The sequence below is a fragment of the Lysinibacillus sp. UBA5994 genome (genome assembly GCF_002429725.1).
Classification (GTDB): Bacteria; Bacillota; Bacilli; order Bacillales_A; family Planococcaceae; genus Lysinibacillus; species Lysinibacillus capsici.
The window spans coordinates 53,623-73,270 of sequence record NZ_DJAU01000012.1 but is presented as its reverse complement, the minus strand read 5'-3'; the positions used below and the strand labels follow the sequence as shown (position 1 = coordinate 73,270).

The following is a 19,648-nucleotide window of genomic DNA, read 5'->3' as shown; positions in this document are numbered from 1 at the left end:
TATCAGTCACTTTCAGCATTCTATCCACCTACTTCAAGCGCCCTTTCTCTCTACAGCACTAAAAGCTACAATTCAGACCGCTTGAATTGTAACGCTTAGTTCGCTATTCCTTAATCCAATATTTCCGATGCTTTTTGACACCCTCCGCTTTCAAAGGGAGTTGTTGCATCAACTTGTACGCTAAATCGGGAGAGTCAATGCCAAAGAATTCGCGGAAGCTTCGATTGGTTACCTGCTGCCCGACTAGTAACCTGTAGTCCTCTAATGTTCGAACCAATGCATCATCGTCCACCAATCCACAGCGTGGGCACGTCCATTTTTTATAGTGATACGATAATCGCTGCCCATTAACACATTGTGGACATAGCACACCTTTCACTATTTCCTTGAACGGCACCTCTACCTCTTTTTTCAACTTAGTTTGCAGGGATAATAAAAGGTTGGCGAATCGCAAAAGGTCTACTCTTACTCTAGGTTGATGCCGCTCCATCCATTTTTGTAAATAAAATCGTAACCCTGCCACATGAAAGATAGGCAGCCCGTCAAATCCCTTTGTCAAAATACCATTTTTCGTTGCCAATACCACCGCATGCAAAACTGGTAAATCGATGCGTTCCTTCTGTAATAGCTTCTTCATCCATACTACATGCCGTTCCAGCTGAAGAAATGGATCCGTCATGCCTTCGACCGTATCATCTGCGGTCGTACGTGTTAATTGAGCGAACGAAGCATCATATGAAAGTTTGCCTGTAATATTTTTGATTTCTAGGATGAGTAAAAAGTGAGGACAGAGAAAGACGGTGTCCATTTGATGGGTAGAACCGAAGTCATTCATTGTTTGAAAGTCATGAAGAAAATAGTGGGGGAATGGTAAGTCAAGTTCAAGCCATTTTGCATCAACGAACTGTTCACCAGCGAATCCTGCTTGTAGGCGCCTTAAATGCTCACAATATATTGTGTATTTACTATGGGATATAGGAAGTCTTTGTACAAGTGCCTCTAGCATCTTTTGCGTCTCTGATGTTTGACGTTCTAATAAAATCATCTAATCACCTCCTGCCATGATTATATAAAAAAAGAACCTCAATGAATGAGGTTCCTAAAAACTTACCATATAGAATGCCTAAAATAAAAATTCCCCTATTTTCGCTAGAACAAAAGTCTTTTCTTTCGAGCATCATTCAATTTTGATTAGTACTTTTCTAGACATTCTTCCGTAATAAATATAGAAAATAAGGTGCGCCAATAAATGCAACAACAATCCCAGCAGGAACCGTTGCACTTGCAATAGCAACACGTCCAATGGTATCAGCAAGCATTAGCAAGCTTGCGCCAATGAATAGCGTCAGTGGTAAAAAGAATTGGTAGCGTGGACCAACGAGCTGTTTTGCAATATGGGGAGCCATCAAACCGATGAAGGCTACTCCCCCTGTTACGGATACCGCGGCAGCCGCTAGTGCAACCGCAACAATTAATAATCGGAAACGTTCTCGCCCAATGTTCATACCAAGACCGACTGCTGTTTGCTCCGTCATGGCCAAGACATTTAAAACGTTGGCTTTATAGAACATGTAAGGGATGCCCAGTACAAGCCAAGGCATTAGCGCCCAGAAAAATGGCCAATCTGTGCCCCATACATTTCCGGCTAGCCATTGTGCAATAAATTGTACATCGCTCCGCTCAGCAGAGGATATTAATACCATCATGACCCCTGATAAGGCTGATGCTACGCCTACCCCTACTAAAATAAACTGTACGGGATGGACACCCTTATTACGCTGATAAGAGAAAAAGTAAATACCCAGTGCTGTCACTAAGGCACTACAAAAGCCGACAATCGGTAAAATATAGGCAAAGTGAGGAAGGTCGCCATCTACTAGCAAATAAAAGACAGTAATCCCAACACCTGCGCCAGCACTGATACCTATAATTCCTGGGTCTGCTAAATCATTGCGGGTTACGCCCTGTAATACGGCCCCTGCCAGTGCTAATGCCATACCTGCAGCCGCTAGCACAAACATTCTGGGTAAACGGACTGAAAAGAGTACAAAGGACTCTTTAAAACTACCATCGCCCAGTAAGGTTGGAAGAATTCGGTCAATAGAAACCGAAGCAGCACCTAATGAAATCCCTAAAATAAAAATGAACAAGGTTACCACAAGCCATATGAGTAACCATTTACGCTGTTTTTTGCGACCTTCTTTAAACAAATTGACGTCCTCCCTTCCGCACTAATAATAGGAAGAATGGAAGACCTAAAATCGAAATAATAGCGACAACTGGCGTTTCATAAGGTGCGTTAATCATACGCCCTGCGAAATCAGCCAACACCATAAACCAGCCACCAACAATGGCGCTCATTGGTAAGACAAAACGATAGTCTGTCCCAACAAACGCGCGGACAATATGCGGTACCATTAAGCCAACGAAAGCTAGATTTCCGACTAGGGCCACAGCAGAGCCAGCCAGAATAACCACAACGAACATCATTACACCCTTTACGAGCGTAGTATTTTGTCCGACACCCACTGCTACTTCTTCATTTAAGCTTAAAATCGTTAATTGACGACTAAAAGCAAATGAAAGCAGTAAGCCAATAATAATAACGGGTACGATCAATAATGCCTGCCATGTTGTGCCAATGAAACCGCCACTTGTCCACATCGAAACATCTTTGGAAATTTGAAATAAAATGCCCGTCCCTTCAGCGATTGCCTGTAATAAGGCTGTGACAGCCGCACCAGCTAAAACAAGCTTTAAAGGGGAAAAGCCTTTTTTAGTAGAAGCACCAATCCCATAAACTAACATCATACCGATTCCCGCCCCAACAAAGCAGGCTAAAATTAACGTATAATACGAGAATTTAGGGATAAATGCCATTGTTAAAGCAAGGGCAGCATTTGCCCCTGCCGTTAAACCAAGCAGCCCTGGATCAGCTAATGGGTTCCGTGTAACCCCTTGCATAATCGCCCCAGCGACTGCGAGGGCACTCCCAACAAAAATAGCTGCAATGATACGAGGAAATCGAATTTCACGTAAAATCGTGTAATGTTTACCTCCACTTTGTCCGACAATTGCTTGAAAGACATCTTGAATGCTTGTATTCGCTGCCCCTAAGCACAGCGAGATACTAGCAGTACCAATTAATACAAGCAATGCAAGCAATACTTGAAGCCAAAATGGAAGCTTTCGAAACTTTGTCATTCGCCTTCGCTACTCTCTACTAATTATTGTAAAAATTTCTCTTCAAAGAACTTCAGTTGATGTTCTAATGTGATAGGGTCATTGAAATAAAAGGCATTTGCATTCACTTCAAATAAATGACCATTTTTCACTGCTTCTAAATCTTTAAACCATGCTGCATCTGTAAAGGAATTATCTTGATCTTGGAACATACTGAAGATCACGTAGTCACCTGCATATTCCCCTAAAACTTCTTGAGAAATAGCATAGTAGCCAGGCTCTAACGCTGTTTCTTTTACTTTCTCAGGCATTTTCAAGCCCATTTCTTGATATAAAATCTCTGTTCCACGACCCCAGTTATCGCCATAAATATAGAACTGTTTATTAAAGTTCTCTGCTACTGTTACAGTCGCATCTTCACCGATTTTTTCTTTAATCTTTTTACCAGCTTCTGCTGCACGTGTTTTAAAATCTTCCACCCAAGCAGTTGCTTCTTTTTCTTTATTTACCACTTTACCGATTTCGATGAACTGCTGTAAATAGTCTACTTTACCATACGTAAATAATACAGTTGGCGCGATTTCTGCTAATTTATCAGCATTTTCAATACCATTTAAGCCAATAATTAAATCTGGTTCTAGCTCAAGAATTTTTTCAATATCTGTATTTTCAACTACAACAGCATCTTTAATCGCATCTTCGAAGTTGGGATTTTTTGCTGCCCATGCATCCACACCAACAACATTTACATCAAGCTGTAATAAGCTTCCTACAAAAGAAGATAGTACAACAACACGTTTCGGATTTGCTGGTACTTCTACAGGACCTGACTCTGATTGATATGTGATTGTTTCTGTTAAAGCTTCCTCTTTTGAGCCTTCATCAGCCTTCTCTGTTTTTTCTTCCTTACTGCCACATGCTGCAAGTACTAGCACAAGCATCATAAACATTGGTAATAGCCACTTTTTCATTGTTATTCTCCTTTTAAATGGTTTGTAATAAGTCATATGTAATGCACATTGGTTTGTTCGTTCGTGGATCTTTGCCAATAACTGCATCTATATTAAATACTTTTTTCAATACTTCTGGAACCATCACTTCTTCAGCCGTTCCGAATTTTACAAGCTCACCTTGTGAAAGCGCTACAATATAATCTGAAAAACGTGCCGCTTGATTTAAATCATGGAGGACCATGACAATCGTGCGCCCCTGTTCTTCATTCAGCCTGTAAAGTAGCTCTAAAACTTCTAGCTGATGAGCCATATCTAAATAAGTTGTCGGTTCATCTAAAAAGATAATGTCGGTTTCTTGGGCCAAGGCCATCGCAATCCATACGCGCTGACGTTGTCCACCAGATAAAGCATCTACAGATTGTAAACGGAATTCTTCTGTTTTGGTTACCTGTAAAGCCCAGCCAATAACATCTTTATCTTTTTGTGATAAATTCCCGAAGCCCTTTTGATAAGGAAATCGACCGTAGGATACAAGCTCTTCCACTGTTAAACCATGTGCACTTTCTGGACTCTGTGGTAAGATTGCCAGTTCTTTTGCTAATTCTTTTGTTTTCATCTTGGAAATATTTTGACCATCTAATATGACCTGTCCACTCTCATGCTTTAAAATCCGTGTGATAGCTTTTAACAAGGTTGATTTTCCACAACCATTTGAACCAATGATTGTCGTGATTTTGCCATCAGGAATTTGCAGCGATAAGTCATGCACAATCGTTTTATTCTCATAACCAACACGAATCGATTCAACTTCTAAACGCAAATCGGACCCTCACTTTCTTTTTACTTCTTTCCATGCTATGATATTCAAAGCTAAAAATGATAATCATTATCACTAGAATTAGTCTAGTTACCTGATAAGATTTTGTCAATTACTTTTTTACTATTTGTTAAGGATGTGGCAATAAAAATGCAGCATGTGTATGATGTGACAATTATTGGCGGTGGCCCAGCTGGCTTATATAGTGCCTTTTATAGTGGTTTACGGGGTTTAAAAACAAAATTATTAGAAAGTCAACCACAGCTTGGCGGTAAAGTATTACTTTATCCTGAAAAGCTGATATGGGATATTGGGGGACATCCGCCCGTTTTGGGTGAACAATTTGTTAAACAATTAATCGAGCAAGCCAAAACATTCGATCCTACAATTTTGACAGGTACAAAAGTAGATTTAATTGAACGTCACAATGATATTTTTGTCATTCATACAGCAGCTGGTGAAAAGCATTATTCTAAAACGGTACTGTTAGCTGTAGGTGGCGGCATTATTAGCCCTCAAAAGCTAACACTTGAGGGCGCTGAAAAATATGAAATGTCCAATCTACATTACACTGTGCAATCGTATAAACGTTTTGTCGATAAGGATATCATGATCTCAGGCGGTGGTAATGCAGCCATCGATTGGGCTGTTGAATTAAGTCCGATTGCCAAAAGCGTAACGATTGTTTACCGCAAAGAGAATCTATCAGCACACGAAGCCACTGTACAGGAAGCACTGGATGCAGGTGTGCGCATTGAGTGTAATACAACGATTACAAAGCTTTCCGCAAATATTGATAAAACGGCTATTCAATTAGTCACATGTGAGAATACGATAACGAAGCAAAGTTATACGCGTCAAATCGATGAGGTAATCGTCAGTCATGGCTATAATCGTGAGGCGTCTCTTGCATTTGATGAGGCCATTGCCATTCCGAAAAAGGATGATTATTATGTTGAAGGAAAGGCAACAGGTGAAACAGCACAGCCAGGTATTTTTGCAGCAGGTGATATTTTATCATTTGATGGAAAAATTAATTTGCTACTTGGCACATTCCAAGATGCCGCCAATGCAGTCAATTCTATTAAAACGTATTTAGAACCAACTGCCTATCGTCATGGCATGGTGTCCTCACATAATGAGCTATTTAAAGAGAAAAATCGCTCTATTATCGAAAAGCAATATGCACCAGCCCATTAAACCTAAATATAACCCTCTTAAGAGCCTGATCTTAAGAGGGTTTCTAGTTTTTATCTAAATAAACTTAATAACGCTCCCATCTGTCTCAACATATTTACTCCATTTGTAATCGTCCCAGCATGCCCCATAATTGTATTTAAATGATCTGGTAAATTTCCTAATCTAGGACCTTGCTGTTGTTGATTGGGAGAATAGTATGGTTGCACCATCCTACCTCGAAAAGGTGGGCCAAAATATTGCCTATTGTTTGGCGGATATGGACCTCTTCTAGCATTCGGCTGAAAATATGGCATTTATACACCCCCTATCTGAAAGCTTCTAACTAGTATATGTAAAAATTTTTATAGCGAATTAGACTTTTGAAGAAGAGGTTAAAAATAATAAGGGAACCATACTAGTTTCCCTGTCATACTATAAGAAAAAAGAAGGTGGTACTATACAAGACTCTCATTATCTTACCTTTTTAGCTAAGTTCGGGGTCGGAGGCGCACATCCTGGGGGCATTAATCTATCAAAGGCTGTTTTGCAAGCGGAGAATATCGAGCAAAACACACATATTTTAGATGTGGGATGTGGTACAGGGCAAACGGCTGCTTATTTAGCATCTTCCTATCAAGCAAACGTCACAGGTCTCGATATTCAGCCCATCATGATAGAAAAGGCTCGTCAGCGAATGCATAAAGCGCGTCTACCTGTTAAACTTCTGCAAGGCTCTATTGAACAAACCTCGTTAGCGAACGAGACATTTGACTTGATTCTAGCTGAGTCGGTTCTGGCCTTTGTTAATTTGCAGCAGGCTTTGCAGGAAATTTATCGTTTATTGAAAAAAGGTGGCCGCTTCATTGCTATCGAATTTACCATTCCTCAAACACTTCGTACCGAACTTGCAGACGACCTTCAACAATTTTACGGCTTTCAGTCTCTACTCAGGAAAAAGGATTGGGTAAGACTACTGCAACAGGCTGGTTTTTATGATATCCATATACAAAAAAACAAATCCATCTCATCCAAGCCTGAATTTCAAGTTTCCAAAGATATAGAATCCGAATTCTATAAAATCATGGATCAGCATATTGCCATGAATGAAAAATACGAAGACATTTTAGACTATCGCATCTATACCTGTACAAAATAATGAGCCGGCAGCAAAAGCGTTGCTGGTTTTTGTGCTGGCACAGCATACTTTATGACACCTGTCATCAAGATTCTTTGACTGGTGTGAATAGGTTTTCTCTTGAAATTTTCTTATCCTTAAGGTAAGAAAACAAAGAAAGAGTGATCGAACTTATGCAAACACAACAAAGACTTCCCTTTATCGATATGTTAAGAGGCTTTGCCGTCTTAGGAACGCTTGGCACGAATATTTGGATTTTTGCTTATCTTGGTGATTTATCGTATATAACAACGAGTGATTATTCTGGTTGGTGGTCCTTCAATGATTTTTTACGTATGGTCGTATTATTTTTCGTTAATGGCAAGCTGCTTGGATTGTTAACAATTATGTTTGGAGTAGGCCTGCAATTAAAATATCAGCAAGCCTTACGGAGAGGTACAGCCTGGCCAGGAGTGTACCTGTGGACTATCGTCTTCTTAGGGTTAGAAGGGCTACTGCACTACACGCTTGTGATGGAGTATGATATTTTAATGAGCTATGCTGTCACAGCATTCATCGTCGCTTTTATTGTACGTTTGGGTGATAAGGTCATGACAGGAGCCTTTTATTTTTTTGGTGGCTTTCACATTCTAATGATTCTACTTATTTTTATCAGTACCTTACAAGGAGCTGGTGTTTCATTAAATGGTATGGCATCCGTTTCTGAGCTCTATGAACATGGCACATGGTTTGCGCAGGTGCAGCATCGTCTCACAAACTTTTTATTTTATCGCTCAGAAGCTATATTTATTATCCCGATGAATGTCTTTTTATTTTTACTTGGCGTGAAGTTCATGCGTAATGAGGTATTTTCACCAACAGACAAAGGACGTCAAACTCGACAAAAGCTCTTTAATATCGGTGTATTCGTTGGCTTTCCTATCAATCTGCTTATTTTTATTCCTGGTGGGCTTTTTGATTTACCTGTTCGCTATCTTTGTGCCCCTCTTCTATCCATTGGCTATATTGGAATTTTAGGTAAACTGGTAGAATATAAGAGGCTAGACTGGCTTTGGCAGCGCTTTGCTCATGTTGGTAAAATGTCTTTAAGCTGCTATGTCCTCCAAAATGTGCTTGCGTCGATTATTTTTTATGGCTGGGGGCTTGGCTTAGGTGGGCAAGTCAATAGCTTCACTGTCATTGGTATTTGGCTATCTCTATCAATCTTACAACTTGTTATAGCATTCGCTTGGTTACAGAAATTTCAAATGGGCCCTATGGAATGGATTCGTAAAAAAGCCCTTCAAGCGATGACACAGTAATCAGCAACAAAGGATGGTGCTAGTAATAAAAATATATCCTAGAGAACAAATTAAGCATTATTTAATCATTGATGCAGCTTCTGTCATTTTCCTATTCGCATTAGTATTAGGGTCTCATTCCCTTCCCTTAGCTATGAAAATAACAGTGCTCCTTTTATACCTAATAGCCTTCTACATTGCTTTATGGCATCGAGATTGGAGGCTACTTACTGCATCTCTAGTAGCCTTTGTCCTTATCACCTTACTTAGCATAATTGTCGATCCTTTTATGCTTATTTTTGGCTTTACCTTTGCCGACTTACTAGGACGTGCAAAATCAAAATGGCATATTGCCTGTGGGATTGTAGCCATCGCTGTCATGTTTTTGACGGTTTTGTACATGACAACAGATTCCCTTTTACCAAAGGAATCACAGGTACTAGTACCGATTATGATGTTTCAACTGGTGCTCCCGATTCTCATTTATTTTGTGGAAAAGTCGAAAAATCTGCAGGCTGAGCTGGCAGACGTAAATACACAGCTTGTTCAGCAAGAGGAACGACAACGGATCGCTAGAGACCTTCATGATATAATTGGCCATACGCTCACAATGATTAAAGTAAAAACCGAACTAACGACCAAACTGATTGACCGAGATCCTTCAAGCGTGAAGCCTGAGCTACATGACATATTAGCCACTACCCGTACCGCCTTAAAACAAGTACGTGAGCTTGTGTCTGATATGAATTTTATTTCTTTGCAAACGGAGCTTATCCATTGCCAACAGCTTTTACAAAGCGCGAATATTACGACAACCCTTGACAATCAATGTCCTCAAATCGTACTTTCTAGTGTGGAGGAAACGATGCTTGCTCTATGTGTACGAGAGACGACTACGAATATTCTCAAGCATAGTCAGGCAAAAAAATGTCATTTCACCATTCAATGTTGTGCTGGACACTATACACTTGTGATGAAAGACGATGGCATCGGTTTACAGTCACAAGGACGTGGGAATGGCATCCACTCCATAAAAGAAAGAATGCATATGCTGCAAGGCTTTGCCCTGATTGAAAGTGACACACCAGTAGGCACCAGCGTCACCCTCACTCTACCAATTCAAGATGGAAAGGAGCCTCTAACATGATACGTGTATTACTAGCAGAAGACCAACAAATGTTACGTGGTGCCCTAACTTCGCTACTAGCGTTTGAGCCTGATATTGAGGTCATAGCTGAGGTGGCAGATGGACAACAAGCATGGGAATTGATCCAGCAGGAGCCACCAGATATTTGCCTAGTCGATATTGAAATGCCCCATCTATCAGGGCTTGAGCTTGCTGAAAAAATTAAACAGGCCAACCTCCCTTGCAAGGTAATGATTGTAACAACCTTTGCACGCCCTGGTTATTTGCAGAAGGCAATGGATTGCGAGGTACACGGCTATCTATTGAAAGATGAACCCATCGATTATTTAATTGCTACTATTCGAAAAATCATGCAAGGAGAAAAGGTGGTCAGCAAGGATTTAGCCGCCTCCTTATTTATGAAGGAGCAAAACCCTTTAAATGAACGAGAAATTGCGGTGCTTCAGCTAGTCAAAAAAGGCTTGACCACAAACGAAATCAGTAAGCAGTTATTTTTAACGAAGGGCACGATTCGCAATTATTTATCTACCTCTATTCAAAAGCTACAAGTTGAATCTAGACAGCAAGCCGCTCAGGTAGCAGGTGAAAAAGGCTGGCTATAAAAAAAATCTCGCCACAGCTGTGACGAGATTTTTACAATGTTAGCATAAAATACGTTCCATTTATTAAGCTTCAAACGACAGATTCATTGTTTTATTAAGCAAAAGAACGTTTATTTTCCTTGTAGAACTAAATCTGTTGCTATAGCCCAGTTGTTTAATGGGATTACGGTATAGCTGACATTTGCTTTCAACGTACCACCATTCGTTAGATCAAAAATGCCCACAGCACCTTTACGTGATGAATAACGATATTGTGCTTGCAATGTACTCCCATCACTGCCTTTTAACACTACACTTCGGCCAGCAAGTAAATCAGATTGCGGATCGTTTCTTAATTGTAATTCAAAGGATTTTTCATCCATGGCTTTCGCTGTTTGCAGAGTGATTGGCGCGAATTCTTTCGCTACAAAGCTCCTTACATCTATTTCCGCCCATTGTGCGTACACACGGTAAGTCACACCTGGTTTTAAAACCTTGCCAGCAGGGAGTCTAAATTGTGGAGCCTGTCTGCCATCAGCTGCTTGTGTAAATGGTACATAATTAGCAACAAACTCTTCTCCCTCACTTGTTCTCACCGTCACATAGCGATCACGTAAGGAAGAAATAACATCAAAGCGTTTGCCGCTAGCATCTCGATTATGACCATCTAAGCTAAATGCTAAATCTCCACGGCCTGCGCGATAGGCTTCAATAATATTAGCATAATCTACTACGCCATCCTCCTGAAAGGATTCCAATGTAAATGTATCATTTGTGACTTGCTCCACATTGCGTACATATACCTTTTCATCTGTGCCCTCAAAAACTTTATTGCGTTGCTCTTTATAGCTCAATGTATAGATAAAATCATCTTCTTGGAATGTTGTTGGTACAATATATGTACTCTTAGAGCCTGTCATTAAGCGTGGCACATTGACAATCTCTAAATCTCCATTAAACGTAAAATGTTTTTTTATAGCATCTAAATGATTTAGGTCTACATCAGCTGCTGCTAATGGCTGATTAAATGTAATTTGTAGTGTCATTGTATTTAATGGCTTGATGTTTGTAATTTTAGCTACTTGCTCGTTTTCCGCTACTACTGCTTTATTGCTTGCCGCATCTGCATTTAATGGCTCGCCTATGGTTACTAGACCTGCAGATAATACGGATAAAGCTAATGCTGCTGGGACAATACGTTTTCTTAATTTCATTTGTTGAACTCTCCTTTATGGTGTAATTTGGTTTACAAAATTTATCATAAAGTCCATATCTAAACTGCTAATAAATAAACTATTAAAAAAGAATTAAAAAATAGGAAAAATAATTTAAGAACAAAAAACTATAGAGAGCTGTCTCTACAGTTTGCATGTTGTTGAAAAAAGATGATGTCAACGCCAGAAAAAGCAACTTTGCAAGTCGAGGGGTTGATTTCCGTTACGCCAGCGTCCTTTCCAGGGGGCGTCCGATGAGCCGCTTCACTCACTTACGTTCGCTCCAGGGTCTCCTCTGTGACGCTAAATCCCCTAGGAGTGACGCTGGCTCCACTCCAATCAACCATTCTGCAAAGTGTCTTGACTTTTTTATAGTAACAAATCGTCCATTAACTGTATTCTTAGAGGGGATAAGTTCTTATTTTCAATGTGGAGAAGTGATGCATGACAACACCTCTTCATAAAGAGTAGTGAACACCTTCACTTTATTTGAAAACCTTTGCTAATAAGTTAGTGGGTTAAAGTGGAAGGCTGCTTGACTCCCGTGGGATAGCAAGACAGGCGAAACTCTAAACGGAGCGGTAGCGGAGGAAGCGATTCGGCGCTCGCCTACAGGAAAGCAAGTAGCCTGCAACGGAAATCCATTTCTACCTTTCAATTGACTGTTTTGTTTTTCAACACTAAGAAAACTGTAGAGAGCCGTCTCTACAGTTTGGGTTACTTTGCGCCTGCTGCAAGTAGAATTTGTTCGATTGCTTTAAATTCTCGTTGTTTTGCATGTTGCAGAGGTGTCACGTTATTTTGATCGGGAATATTTACATCAGCACCATGTTCAATTAGTCGTTGTATTACGGTTTGCTGTGTTGGATTGCCGTTATTTAAGACAATCGCCTCCATCAGGGCTGTCCAGCCTAAATGATTCACATGATTGACGTCAATATCGGTATTGCTCAATAGCTCCTCGATGACCTCCACATGACCATGCTCTGCTGCTGGTATGAGTGCTGTTCCTCCATATCGATTTAAAATAGTCGGATCAGCACCAGCTTGAATGGTCATCTTTAAAATAGCCAGATAGCCCTCCGCACCTGCATAGAGAAATGGCGTATTTTGCTGATTATCCTGAATATTAACATCTGCTCCTGCATCTATTAATAATTTAACTGCCTCTATATCCTGATTATAGGTAGCTATCATCAAAGCTGTTCGATTATTTGAATCTTGTACATTGATGTCCCCTTTTTGTTTCAAAGCATGTTGAAGCCCATCGATATCTCCCCTTTCAGCTGCCTTGAGCAACTCACTCGCCCATTCTGTTCCCACCACTTCACTCCCACCTTTATCATGCTGTATTGTTTCTGTATCAATTGAGGCACACCCTTGAAGTAAAAATGTTAATGCAATGATTACTGCCTGCCTTTTTTTCAATTTTAATACACCGCCTTTCCTTCCTCAGTGTAAGCGGTAATGCTAAATTGCCCATTAACGAATTCTTAAAAAAGTCTAAAAAAACTACCCCGCCACAAGGACGAGGTAGTTTTACTTAAACATTGAAGCGATAGCCTGCACCCCATACTGTTTCCAAAAACTTGGGATGCGCTGGCTCTCGTTCAATTTTTTCACGTAGCTTTCGTATATGAACAGTGACAGTCGAAACGTCTGCAGCTGATTCATAGCCCCAGTTTCGCTCATATAGCTGTTCCTTACTTAATACTTGATTGGGGTGTCTAACAAAAAAGACAAGTAAATCAAATTCCTTCGTTGTAAAGGCAATCTCCTCACCATTAACAAACACCTTTCTAGCCGAAGTATCGATTGTAATACCATGAATGGACATCATATGATTTGTTTGTTGATGGGTCGCCAGACGCTCATATCTCGATAAATGGGCCTTGACCCTTGCCACTAATTCACTCGGACTAAATGGTTTTGTAATATAATCATCCGCTCCTAGTCCAAGACCACGAATTTTATCAATATCCTCCTTTTTAGCTGAAACAAATAAAATGGGAATATTGTGTACTGCTCGAATCTGTTTACAAATGTCAAAGCCACTTATCCCTGGTAGCATGATATCCAAAATGATTAAATCATAATTACCTTTAAGTGCCTGCTGTAGCCCATCCTCTCCATGATGTTGGATATCTACTGTAAAGCCATTAATCTCTAAATAATCTCGTTGAAGCTCAGCTATGCTCACTTCGTCTTCAATTAGCAGAATTTTTTTCATGATGATTCACCTTCTCCTCAGCCTTTTTCAATGAAATGAATATGCTCGTCCCCTTTGCTAATTCACTCTTTGCCCAAATATCGCCACCCATTTCAACAACGATTTGTTTGGCAATGGCTAACCCTAAGCCACTGCCTCCTGTTTGCGAATTACGTGAAGGCTCCGCACGGTAAAATCGATCAAAAATATAGGGCAATGCGACAGGATCAATGCCTGCACCATTATCTGTTACCTGAATAATCGCATCCTCTGCTCGCTCATGCAAGGAAATAATGATTTGCTTATATGGCTTATCCATATATTTTTCGCTATTACTTAAAAGGTTCGTCAGGACACGTCTTAATTTATCTCGGTCCACCATTGCCAAAAGCGGCGAGCCTGCTGATAGATATTGTAAATGAATATCTCGTGCAATAAAATCAAAGCTTGCATCCTCTACATAATCATGCATATATTGGTGGAGATTGATGCTTTCCAATTGGAAGGGAATCTTTTTTAAATCCAATTTAGAAAATAAGAATAGCTCATCAATTAATACATCCATATCCTTTGCCTTTGTATAGATAGTAGTTAAATATTTATCCATCTTTTCCTCTGTATTTGCCACACCATCTTTAATGCCCTCCACATAGCCGATAATGGAAGTCATCGGCGTTTTTAAATCATGGGAGATATTGGAGATGAGCTCCTTTCGATTTTCCTCATATTGAAGCTGAAGCTGGATGGATTCTTTTAATTTGACTCTCATTTCCTCGAATGACCGATTCAGCTGACCAATTTCATCCTTCGAGTGGGTCGCAATTTCAAAATCCAAGTCGCCCGATTTAATTCGTTCTGCCCCTTCCTTTAATGCCGATATCGGTTTAATAATACTTCTTGATACTAAATAATTTAAAAAGCCAATAATCATCATAAACAGGACAAATAAAATACCTAAAAGAATCGGTAGCAGTTCCCTCGTTACCTCTGCATGGGAACTAACCTCTCTCAATACGAAAATACTGCCCTCTGTTTGATCTGGAAAATAAAAATCAAATTTAACATACGTATAAAAGGCTCGATTTATCATGATGGTGTCACGAGAATTAATATTGGTCGCTTCAAAGCTAGGTAAGCTTTGAAGCAATAATTGTTTATGCTCTTTCTGTGTTGAATACACGATTTGATGATCTTTTCGTACCACAATCTCTATCGAAGGCGCATTGATTTGTTCAAGCTGTTCGAGATCTAAAAGCTGCTGGGGACTTTTTTTAGCTAGTAATTTTAAATCTAGAAACGCATTTTCCTCTACTGTCGTCAAAGGCTTTTGGACATAAGATTTTTTATAAAAATGCTCAATCGCTTTGACATCACCTGTAATGGCAAAGGAAAAAAGAAAAACCGCTGCTAGTAATAGTGTGATGGCAATGATGATGACACCCACATAAGATAGCAAAAACCTTGTTTTTATTGACATCTACATACCCCCATAAGCTGAAACTACTAGCAATGTACCATACAAATCTTAAAACTTTATAAAATCATGCTGAAAAATCTATAAACATTTTTGCCGCCTCAGTATAGTATTGCGTTCCTATAAATGAAATAAACAAAAAAAAAGATACGGCACAAACCCGCTGTGCCGTATCATCTTTGCTTTATTTAGTTTCTTGTGCTCTTAGCTTCTTCTTTGTTTGCCAACCTAAAAGGATAAATTCAATTACTACCACAGCGATTAATGACGCACCAAATAGCGGCATCATAATCCCTAATATGACAAGGAAAATAATGAAAGGCATGGATATTTTATGAGAAATTTGCGGTGGTGCAGACAGCTCCCCTTTTTTTCTACGTAAAATCCAAGTGCGAATGCCCCACACGATTACGGCTAAGAAGGCTAGACAAACCACTAAGTTTAAAAGCTTATTCGGCCAGCCGAATAAATGCCCCTCATGTAATGGTATTCCCCATGTAAAGAATTTAGCTAATGGGCCATAATCGTCATAATTCACTTGATCGATAAACTTGCCACTATACTGATCAAAATACATTGTGGCTTCTGCTGTAGGTTTTACATCTAGCCCTGTTACACCAGAATTACTAGCCTTCGCCACTGTATAGACGCCCTCACCGTTTGACGGATAAATTATAGAGTAAGGCTTAGCAATGTTCATCGAATTGATTTCTTTTTCAAGCTGAGCAATCGTCATTTGGCTATCGTTCGTATAACGGACAGCTCCACCGCCATGATGTTGGGCATGTTCTCCTTCTGATGTCGGTGCCTCTAATTGACGAGTCGCCCATGGTATTTCAGAGACATCAGATGTTGGTGGCTTTTGTTGGAGTAATGGATACCCAAAAGTAGGATTTTCTGACGCTATATCTGCAAGCATGGAACCTTGAAAAGCAGACCATAATAGCCCAGTCGAAATGAACATCACCATTGGAATGGTAATGATTGTCCCAACAAGTGCATGCAATCTCTTACTTTTTTGCCTCTTATTCTCCAACTTGCCCTTCTTTAGGAGATTACCTTTGAATGTCATATAAAGACCTGACAGTAATAAAAAGATCGTCCAACAAGCTGCTAGCTCTACTAAATAGTTTACAAAGGTACCACCAATAAAGAGGGAGCTATGCGTATTTCTCATAATATTTGAAAATGTATAATCGGCGTCCTGACTACCAACCATTTGATTGTGATCATCTAAAAATACGTACTTTTGTTTAGTGCCATTTGATAAAGTTAAACGCGTATTATATGGCTCCTCCAACATAATCACTTTCGTAGTAGAGTATCCTGCAAATGCCGCCTCCGCTTTTTCCACGGCATCATCAATTGTTAAGACCTCTTCCTTATGGCTCTCACCAAAGAAATAATCGTCATATAAGCGATTTTCTACATCTGTAAAAAACAAATAACCAATCCCACTTAATGTGAGAGACAGCAATAAAGGCGTAATAAAAAGTGCTGCGAAAAAATGAAGTCGCCAAAACCTAGAATAAAGCAAATTTTTCATATTTAATCTCCAATCTCTCTATTTATAGCAGATTAATTATATAAGTAAAAAGTGAAATATGAATGAAGTCCTAAAGGCAGTTTTATGACAAACAAATGTATTCCAATTGGTATTATGTTATTAAGGTAGCCCAAAAAATCATAGCCAAACCTCAAGTTCGGCTATGATTTCAGAAAATTACATGCTCATATTCACAAGAATTTTACATTGGCTACGATCCTTTGTTAAAGCTTCAAAACCTTTTTCCACGATATCCTCTATTGCAATCTGGCTTGTGATAACAGCTTGTCCATCAATTACACCACGAGCAAGTAATCGAATCACTTCAGGGAAAATATTCACATAGGCAAACGAGCCACTGATTTTTACCTCTGGAGAAACCACCGCATTAGGGTTAAATTCTACAGGTCTTTCCCAAACGCTGACGATTTTAAATTCGCCACCTGGATGAACAGCACTAACTCCGCTTGTAAATGTTGCTTGCACACCTGCTGCATCATACGCAACATCTACCCCACCAGTTGTTTTTCCACGTATAAACGCTACTGCATCCGTATCAATTGGATTAATGACATACGTTGCGCCTAATTCAAGTGCTTTTTGGCGTCGTTCATCGGATACCTCTACGACAAAAATTTCACTTGCTCCCGCAGCCTTCACAGCCTGCAAGACCAATAAACCAATAGGACCCGCACCAAAAATAGCAGCTGTATCGCCAAGCTTTAATTGACTTTGACGAACTGCGTGAACCGCGACTGCTGTAGGTTCAACAAGTGCGCCTAGCTCTAGGCTCATATTGTCAGGAAGAAGGTGAATATTTTCTTCTTGTACAACTGCATATTCTGCAAATCCGCCAGAAATTGTATAGCCATAAGATTGACCACGTTTACATAAGTTGGAATAGCCACGTCGACAATTATCACATTTACCACATGGAATTGGTGGCTCCACTGCCACACGATCTCCTACTTTTGTCTGTGTAACGCCTTTTGCAACCTCTACAACGACACCTGCAAATTCATGCCCTAATACGGGTTGTGTACGGAATGCATAAGCCCCACCAACATATTCATGTAAATCACTACCACAAATTCCAGCAAAGGCAACTTTTACTTTCACCATGCCTGGCTCTAGTGTTGGCAGTTGTGCCTCCTCTACTCGAATATCTTTTACACCGTAAAATTTTGCTGCTTTCATTCTACTACCTTCTTTTTATAAGTTTGTTTGAAGACCATGTAACACGAAGTTCACTGCAAGCTCCGCAATCTGATCAGGTGTTACTTGTAATGAAGAACGGTTTAAAAAGGGATTGTTCAACGAATACATTAACGTTCCCATAATAAAGTTCAGTGCAACATCAAGTGACTCGAAGTAAATGGTCTGTTGCTCCTGACAAGCCAATAAAATTGTCCGAAGTTGCTCCCAGGAAGGTAAAAACACATCCTTTAGCATCTCAAGCCTAGGACTATTCATGACTATTTCTTGCTGTAATATATCAATTAACTCATGCTCCTGGATTCGGTAAAGAACAAAGTTACGACAAAAGCTACGAAGCGCACCGATTGAATCTTGAACGTCATAATGAGCATTCATAAAGGTGTGGCGTAGCGGTTCAAATAATGCATTAAAGACATTTTCCTTGCCACCAAAATGATAGGAAACAAGTGCAAGTGACACATCTGCTTCTTCACAAATTTGTCTCACCGTGGTGCCATCAAAGCCCCTTGATGAAAACAAGGTTTTTGCCGCTTGTAAAATTTGATCCTTTACCTCTTTATTTTTTTCTTTTTGATCGATAGTTCTCACCTCTTTTTTGAACAAACGTTCAAAACAATTGTTCAACGAAATTGTACGCCTACTATTATTAATTGTCAAAGCATGCGCTTATTAAAAAATGGCTACTTCGTTTTTCGAAGTAGCCAAACATATTCTATCCTCTTAATTCTTTCAAAACATTTGCGTACGCTGCTAAAATAGATTGCTCATGTGAAGCATCATGCCCAACATATTGTTCGACAAGCTCCTTTAAGGGTTTAGGCTCTTGCATAATTTCAAATTTGAATAAGCTTTCATAGTACTCAACAACTTGTGGATTCATGTGGACCGCTCCTTTAATTTTTTCCATAAAAAAACATCTTTCCCTCATCAGAAAGATGTCTACTATGACAAATACACGACATAATACGGTGATTGCCAGATGGAAAGAAGCTTTCTATTAAACATAGAAGCACCCTTTTTAGCAATCATCGTACTATGAGCATGCAGGAGAAATTCTCTAGTCACACTCAACACCCCCTATCCGCGTAGGTTTTTTGGCTGTACTAGATAAAGGCAGGTCTCCTGGCTTATGTTCATCACACCTTTCACCTTCCCATTACGACTCGTAACAGTGGCCTTTTGAAATGTGCTCCCATTTACAGTTGCGGGACAGCGTCGGATTCACACCGATCTTCCCTTTTAAACAAATTAAAAAATCTAATTTGTACCTCTATCCTATTATTCCGTTTTTATTATTATACCATAGTATTAAATCTTAACAGAATAGAAATATTGGGCTTTTGAAGTTCTAAAGATTAGATTTAGAGCGCTATCCCTCTCTTTCGAGGTTTTATCCACTTAATTTGAAGCGCTATCCTCCACTTTTAAAGTTCTATCCACCAGTTTAAACTCTATCCTTCAATTTGATAATTCTATCCACCAGTTTTAGAATTCTATCCTCCACTTTTGGAGCGCTATCCGCTAGTTTAAACTCTATCCTTCCATTTGATGATTCTATCCACCAGTTTTAGAATTCTATCCTCCACTTTTGAAGTTCTATCCACCAGTTCAAACTCTATCCTTCAATTTGATAATTCTATCCACCAGTTTTAGAATTCTATCCTCCACTTTTGGAGCGCTATCCGCCAGTTTAAACTCTATCCTTCCATTTG

General features: G+C 39.7%; 20 protein-coding genes and 1 riboswitch. Of the genes, 5 read left to right on the top strand and 15 right to left on the bottom strand.

Features of this window, described 5'->3' with window-relative positions; genetic code table 11:
• Positions 1–103 precede the first annotated feature (103 nt).
• From B3D98_RS02765 to B3D98_RS02745, 5 genes are all read right to left on the bottom strand, one after another.
• Entirely contained in the window at positions 104–1,045 is a 942-nt protein-coding gene (locus B3D98_RS02765; RefSeq protein WP_288580376.1) for a nuclease-related domain-containing protein, read from the bottom strand.
• 157 nt (positions 1,046–1,202) lie between these two features.
• Positions 1,203–2,210: a FecCD family ABC transporter permease gene (locus B3D98_RS02760; RefSeq protein WP_257961298.1), complete on the bottom strand. Its 1,008-nt coding sequence runs from the start codon at positions 2,208–2,210 to the stop codon at positions 1,203–1,205.
• Positions 2,203–3,204: a FecCD family ABC transporter permease gene (locus B3D98_RS02755; protein ID WP_048390305.1), complete on the bottom strand. Its 1,002-nt coding sequence runs from the start codon at positions 3,202–3,204 to the stop codon at positions 2,203–2,205. Before B3D98_RS02755 ends, B3D98_RS02760 begins: the two co-directional genes overlap by 8 nt.
• Positions 3,205–3,227: 23 nt before the next feature.
• Positions 3,228–4,154, bottom strand: a complete 927-nt coding sequence (locus B3D98_RS02750; RefSeq protein ID WP_288580370.1) for an iron-hydroxamate ABC transporter substrate-binding protein — start codon at positions 4,152–4,154, stop codon at positions 3,228–3,230.
• A gap of 13 nt (positions 4,155–4,167) precedes the next feature.
• Positions 4,168–4,956, bottom strand: a complete 789-nt coding sequence (locus tag B3D98_RS02745) for an ABC transporter ATP-binding protein (protein ID WP_048390300.1) — start codon at positions 4,954–4,956, stop codon at positions 4,168–4,170.
• 147 nt (positions 4,957–5,103) lie between these two features.
• Here B3D98_RS02745 and B3D98_RS02740 point away from each other — a divergent pair, with 147 nt between their 5' ends.
• Entirely contained in the window at positions 5,104–6,153 is a 1,050-nt protein-coding gene (locus B3D98_RS02740) for an NAD(P)/FAD-dependent oxidoreductase (RefSeq protein WP_288580365.1), read from the top strand.
• 50 nt (positions 6,154–6,203) lie between these two features.
• On the opposite strand, the gene B3D98_RS02735 is transcribed toward B3D98_RS02740, so the two are convergent.
• Positions 6,204–6,446, bottom strand: coding sequence for a hypothetical protein (locus B3D98_RS02735; RefSeq protein ID WP_004229360.1), 243 nt, complete (start codon positions 6,444–6,446; stop codon positions 6,204–6,206).
• A gap of 230 nt (positions 6,447–6,676) precedes the next feature.
• On the opposite strand from B3D98_RS02735, the gene B3D98_RS02730 reads away from it, so the two are divergent.
• The 4 genes from B3D98_RS02730 (at position 6,677) to B3D98_RS02715 (ending at position 10,296) form a co-directional block, all read left to right on the top strand.
• Positions 6,677–7,288 carry a class I SAM-dependent methyltransferase gene (locus B3D98_RS02730; RefSeq protein WP_054550881.1) on the top strand — a complete coding sequence of 204 codons (612 nt, stop codon included), beginning with the start codon at positions 6,677–6,679 and terminating at the stop codon, positions 7,286–7,288.
• A 152-nt stretch (positions 7,289–7,440) separates the two neighbouring features.
• Positions 7,441–8,568, top strand: a complete 1,128-nt coding sequence (locus B3D98_RS02725) for a DUF418 domain-containing protein (RefSeq protein ID WP_103117842.1) — start codon at positions 7,441–7,443, stop codon at positions 8,566–8,568.
• Positions 8,569–8,581: 13 nt separating this feature from the next.
• On the top strand, positions 8,582–9,694 hold the full coding sequence (locus B3D98_RS02720; RefSeq protein ID WP_288580359.1) for a sensor histidine kinase: 1,113 nt from the start codon (positions 8,582–8,584) through the stop codon (positions 9,692–9,694).
• Entirely contained in the window at positions 9,691–10,296 is a 606-nt protein-coding gene (locus B3D98_RS02715; protein WP_004229368.1) for a response regulator transcription factor, read from the top strand. Before B3D98_RS02720 ends, B3D98_RS02715 begins: the two co-directional genes overlap by 4 nt.
• Before the next feature lie 110 nt (positions 10,297–10,406).
• Here B3D98_RS02715 and B3D98_RS02710 read toward each other — a convergent pair whose 3' ends face one another.
• The 9 genes from B3D98_RS02710 to B3D98_RS02670 form a co-directional block, all read right to left on the bottom strand.
• Positions 10,407–11,489 carry a hypothetical protein gene (locus tag B3D98_RS02710; RefSeq protein WP_288580356.1) on the bottom strand — a complete coding sequence of 361 codons (1,083 nt, stop codon included), beginning with the start codon at positions 11,487–11,489 and terminating at the stop codon, positions 10,407–10,409.
• 717 nt (positions 11,490–12,206) lie between these two features.
• Positions 12,207–12,917: an ankyrin repeat domain-containing protein gene (locus B3D98_RS02705; protein WP_288580354.1), complete on the bottom strand. Its 711-nt coding sequence runs from the start codon at positions 12,915–12,917 to the stop codon at positions 12,207–12,209.
• A 115-nt stretch (positions 12,918–13,032) separates the two neighbouring features.
• Complete coding sequence (locus tag B3D98_RS02700) at positions 13,033–13,719, bottom strand: response regulator transcription factor (RefSeq protein ID WP_048390285.1); 687 nt, start codon at positions 13,717–13,719, stop codon at positions 13,033–13,035.
• Positions 13,697–15,175 (bottom strand): sensor histidine kinase, encoded by a 1,479-nt coding sequence (locus B3D98_RS02695; RefSeq protein WP_048390284.1) that lies wholly within the window; start codon positions 15,173–15,175, stop codon positions 13,697–13,699. Before B3D98_RS02695 ends, B3D98_RS02700 begins: the two co-directional genes overlap by 23 nt.
• A 181-nt stretch (positions 15,176–15,356) precedes the next feature.
• Positions 15,357–16,718, bottom strand: coding sequence for a PepSY-associated TM helix domain-containing protein (locus B3D98_RS02690; RefSeq protein WP_288580348.1), 1,362 nt, complete (start codon positions 16,716–16,718; stop codon positions 15,357–15,359).
• 177 nt (positions 16,719–16,895) lie between these two features.
• Positions 16,896–17,915 (bottom strand): 2,3-butanediol dehydrogenase, encoded by a 1,020-nt coding sequence (locus B3D98_RS02685; protein ID WP_288580345.1) that lies wholly within the window; start codon positions 17,913–17,915, stop codon positions 16,896–16,898.
• 15 nt (positions 17,916–17,930) lie between these two features.
• Complete coding sequence (locus B3D98_RS02680) at positions 17,931–18,560, bottom strand: TetR/AcrR family transcriptional regulator (RefSeq protein ID WP_244205678.1); 630 nt, start codon at positions 18,558–18,560, stop codon at positions 17,931–17,933.
• Positions 18,561–18,648: 88 nt separating this feature from the next.
• On the bottom strand, positions 18,649–18,816 hold the full coding sequence (locus B3D98_RS02675; protein ID WP_167444835.1) for a hypothetical protein: 168 nt from the start codon (positions 18,814–18,816) through the stop codon (positions 18,649–18,651).
• 62 nt (positions 18,817–18,878) lie between these two features.
• Positions 18,879–19,001 carry a hypothetical protein gene (locus tag B3D98_RS02670; RefSeq protein WP_004229388.1) on the bottom strand — a complete coding sequence of 41 codons (123 nt, stop codon included), beginning with the start codon at positions 18,999–19,001 and terminating at the stop codon, positions 18,879–18,881.
• A gap of 30 nt (positions 19,002–19,031) precedes the next feature.
• A riboswitch (cobalamin riboswitch) is annotated at positions 19,032–19,223 on the bottom strand.
• Between the last annotated feature and the right edge of the window lie 425 nt (positions 19,224–19,648).

What these genes read in the sequence shown, in the direction of transcription:
- B3D98_RS02765 (WP_288580376.1), bottom strand. Translation starts at nt 1,045, where the DNA reads ATGATTTTATTAGAACGTCAAACATCAGAGACGCAAAAGATGCTAGAG.
- B3D98_RS02755 (WP_048390305.1), bottom strand. Translation starts at nt 3,204, where the DNA reads ATGACAAAGTTTCGAAAGCTTCCATTTTGGCTTCAAGTATTGCTTGCA.
- B3D98_RS02750 (WP_288580370.1), bottom strand. Translation starts at nt 4,154, where the DNA reads ATGAAAAAGTGGCTATTACCAATGTTTATGATGCTTGTGCTAGTACTT.
- B3D98_RS02740 (WP_288580365.1), top strand. Translation starts at nt 5,104, where the DNA reads ATGCAGCATGTGTATGATGTGACAATTATTGGCGGTGGCCCAGCTGGC.
- B3D98_RS02735 (WP_004229360.1), bottom strand. Translation starts at nt 6,446, where the DNA reads ATGCCATATTTTCAGCCGAATGCTAGAAGAGGTCCATATCCGCCAAAC.
- B3D98_RS02725 (WP_103117842.1), top strand. Translation starts at nt 7,441, where the DNA reads ATGCAAACACAACAAAGACTTCCCTTTATCGATATGTTAAGAGGCTTT.
- B3D98_RS02720 (WP_288580359.1), top strand. Translation starts at nt 8,582, where the DNA reads ATGGTGCTAGTAATAAAAATATATCCTAGAGAACAAATTAAGCATTAT.
- B3D98_RS02715 (WP_004229368.1), top strand. Translation starts at nt 9,691, where the DNA reads ATGATACGTGTATTACTAGCAGAAGACCAACAAATGTTACGTGGTGCC.
- B3D98_RS02710 (WP_288580356.1), bottom strand. Translation starts at nt 11,489, where the DNA reads ATGAAATTAAGAAAACGTATTGTCCCAGCAGCATTAGCTTTATCCGTA.
- B3D98_RS02700 (WP_048390285.1), bottom strand. Translation starts at nt 13,719, where the DNA reads ATGAAAAAAATTCTGCTAATTGAAGACGAAGTGAGCATAGCTGAGCTT.
- B3D98_RS02695 (WP_048390284.1), bottom strand. Translation starts at nt 15,175, where the DNA reads ATGTCAATAAAAACAAGGTTTTTGCTATCTTATGTGGGTGTCATCATC.
- B3D98_RS02690 (WP_288580348.1), bottom strand. Translation starts at nt 16,718, where the DNA reads ATGAAAAATTTGCTTTATTCTAGGTTTTGGCGACTTCATTTTTTCGCA.
- B3D98_RS02685 (WP_288580345.1), bottom strand. Translation starts at nt 17,915, where the DNA reads ATGAAAGCAGCAAAATTTTACGGTGTAAAAGATATTCGAGTAGAGGAG.
- B3D98_RS02675 (WP_167444835.1), bottom strand. Translation starts at nt 18,816, where the DNA reads ATGAATCCACAAGTTGTTGAGTACTATGAAAGCTTATTCAAATTTGAA.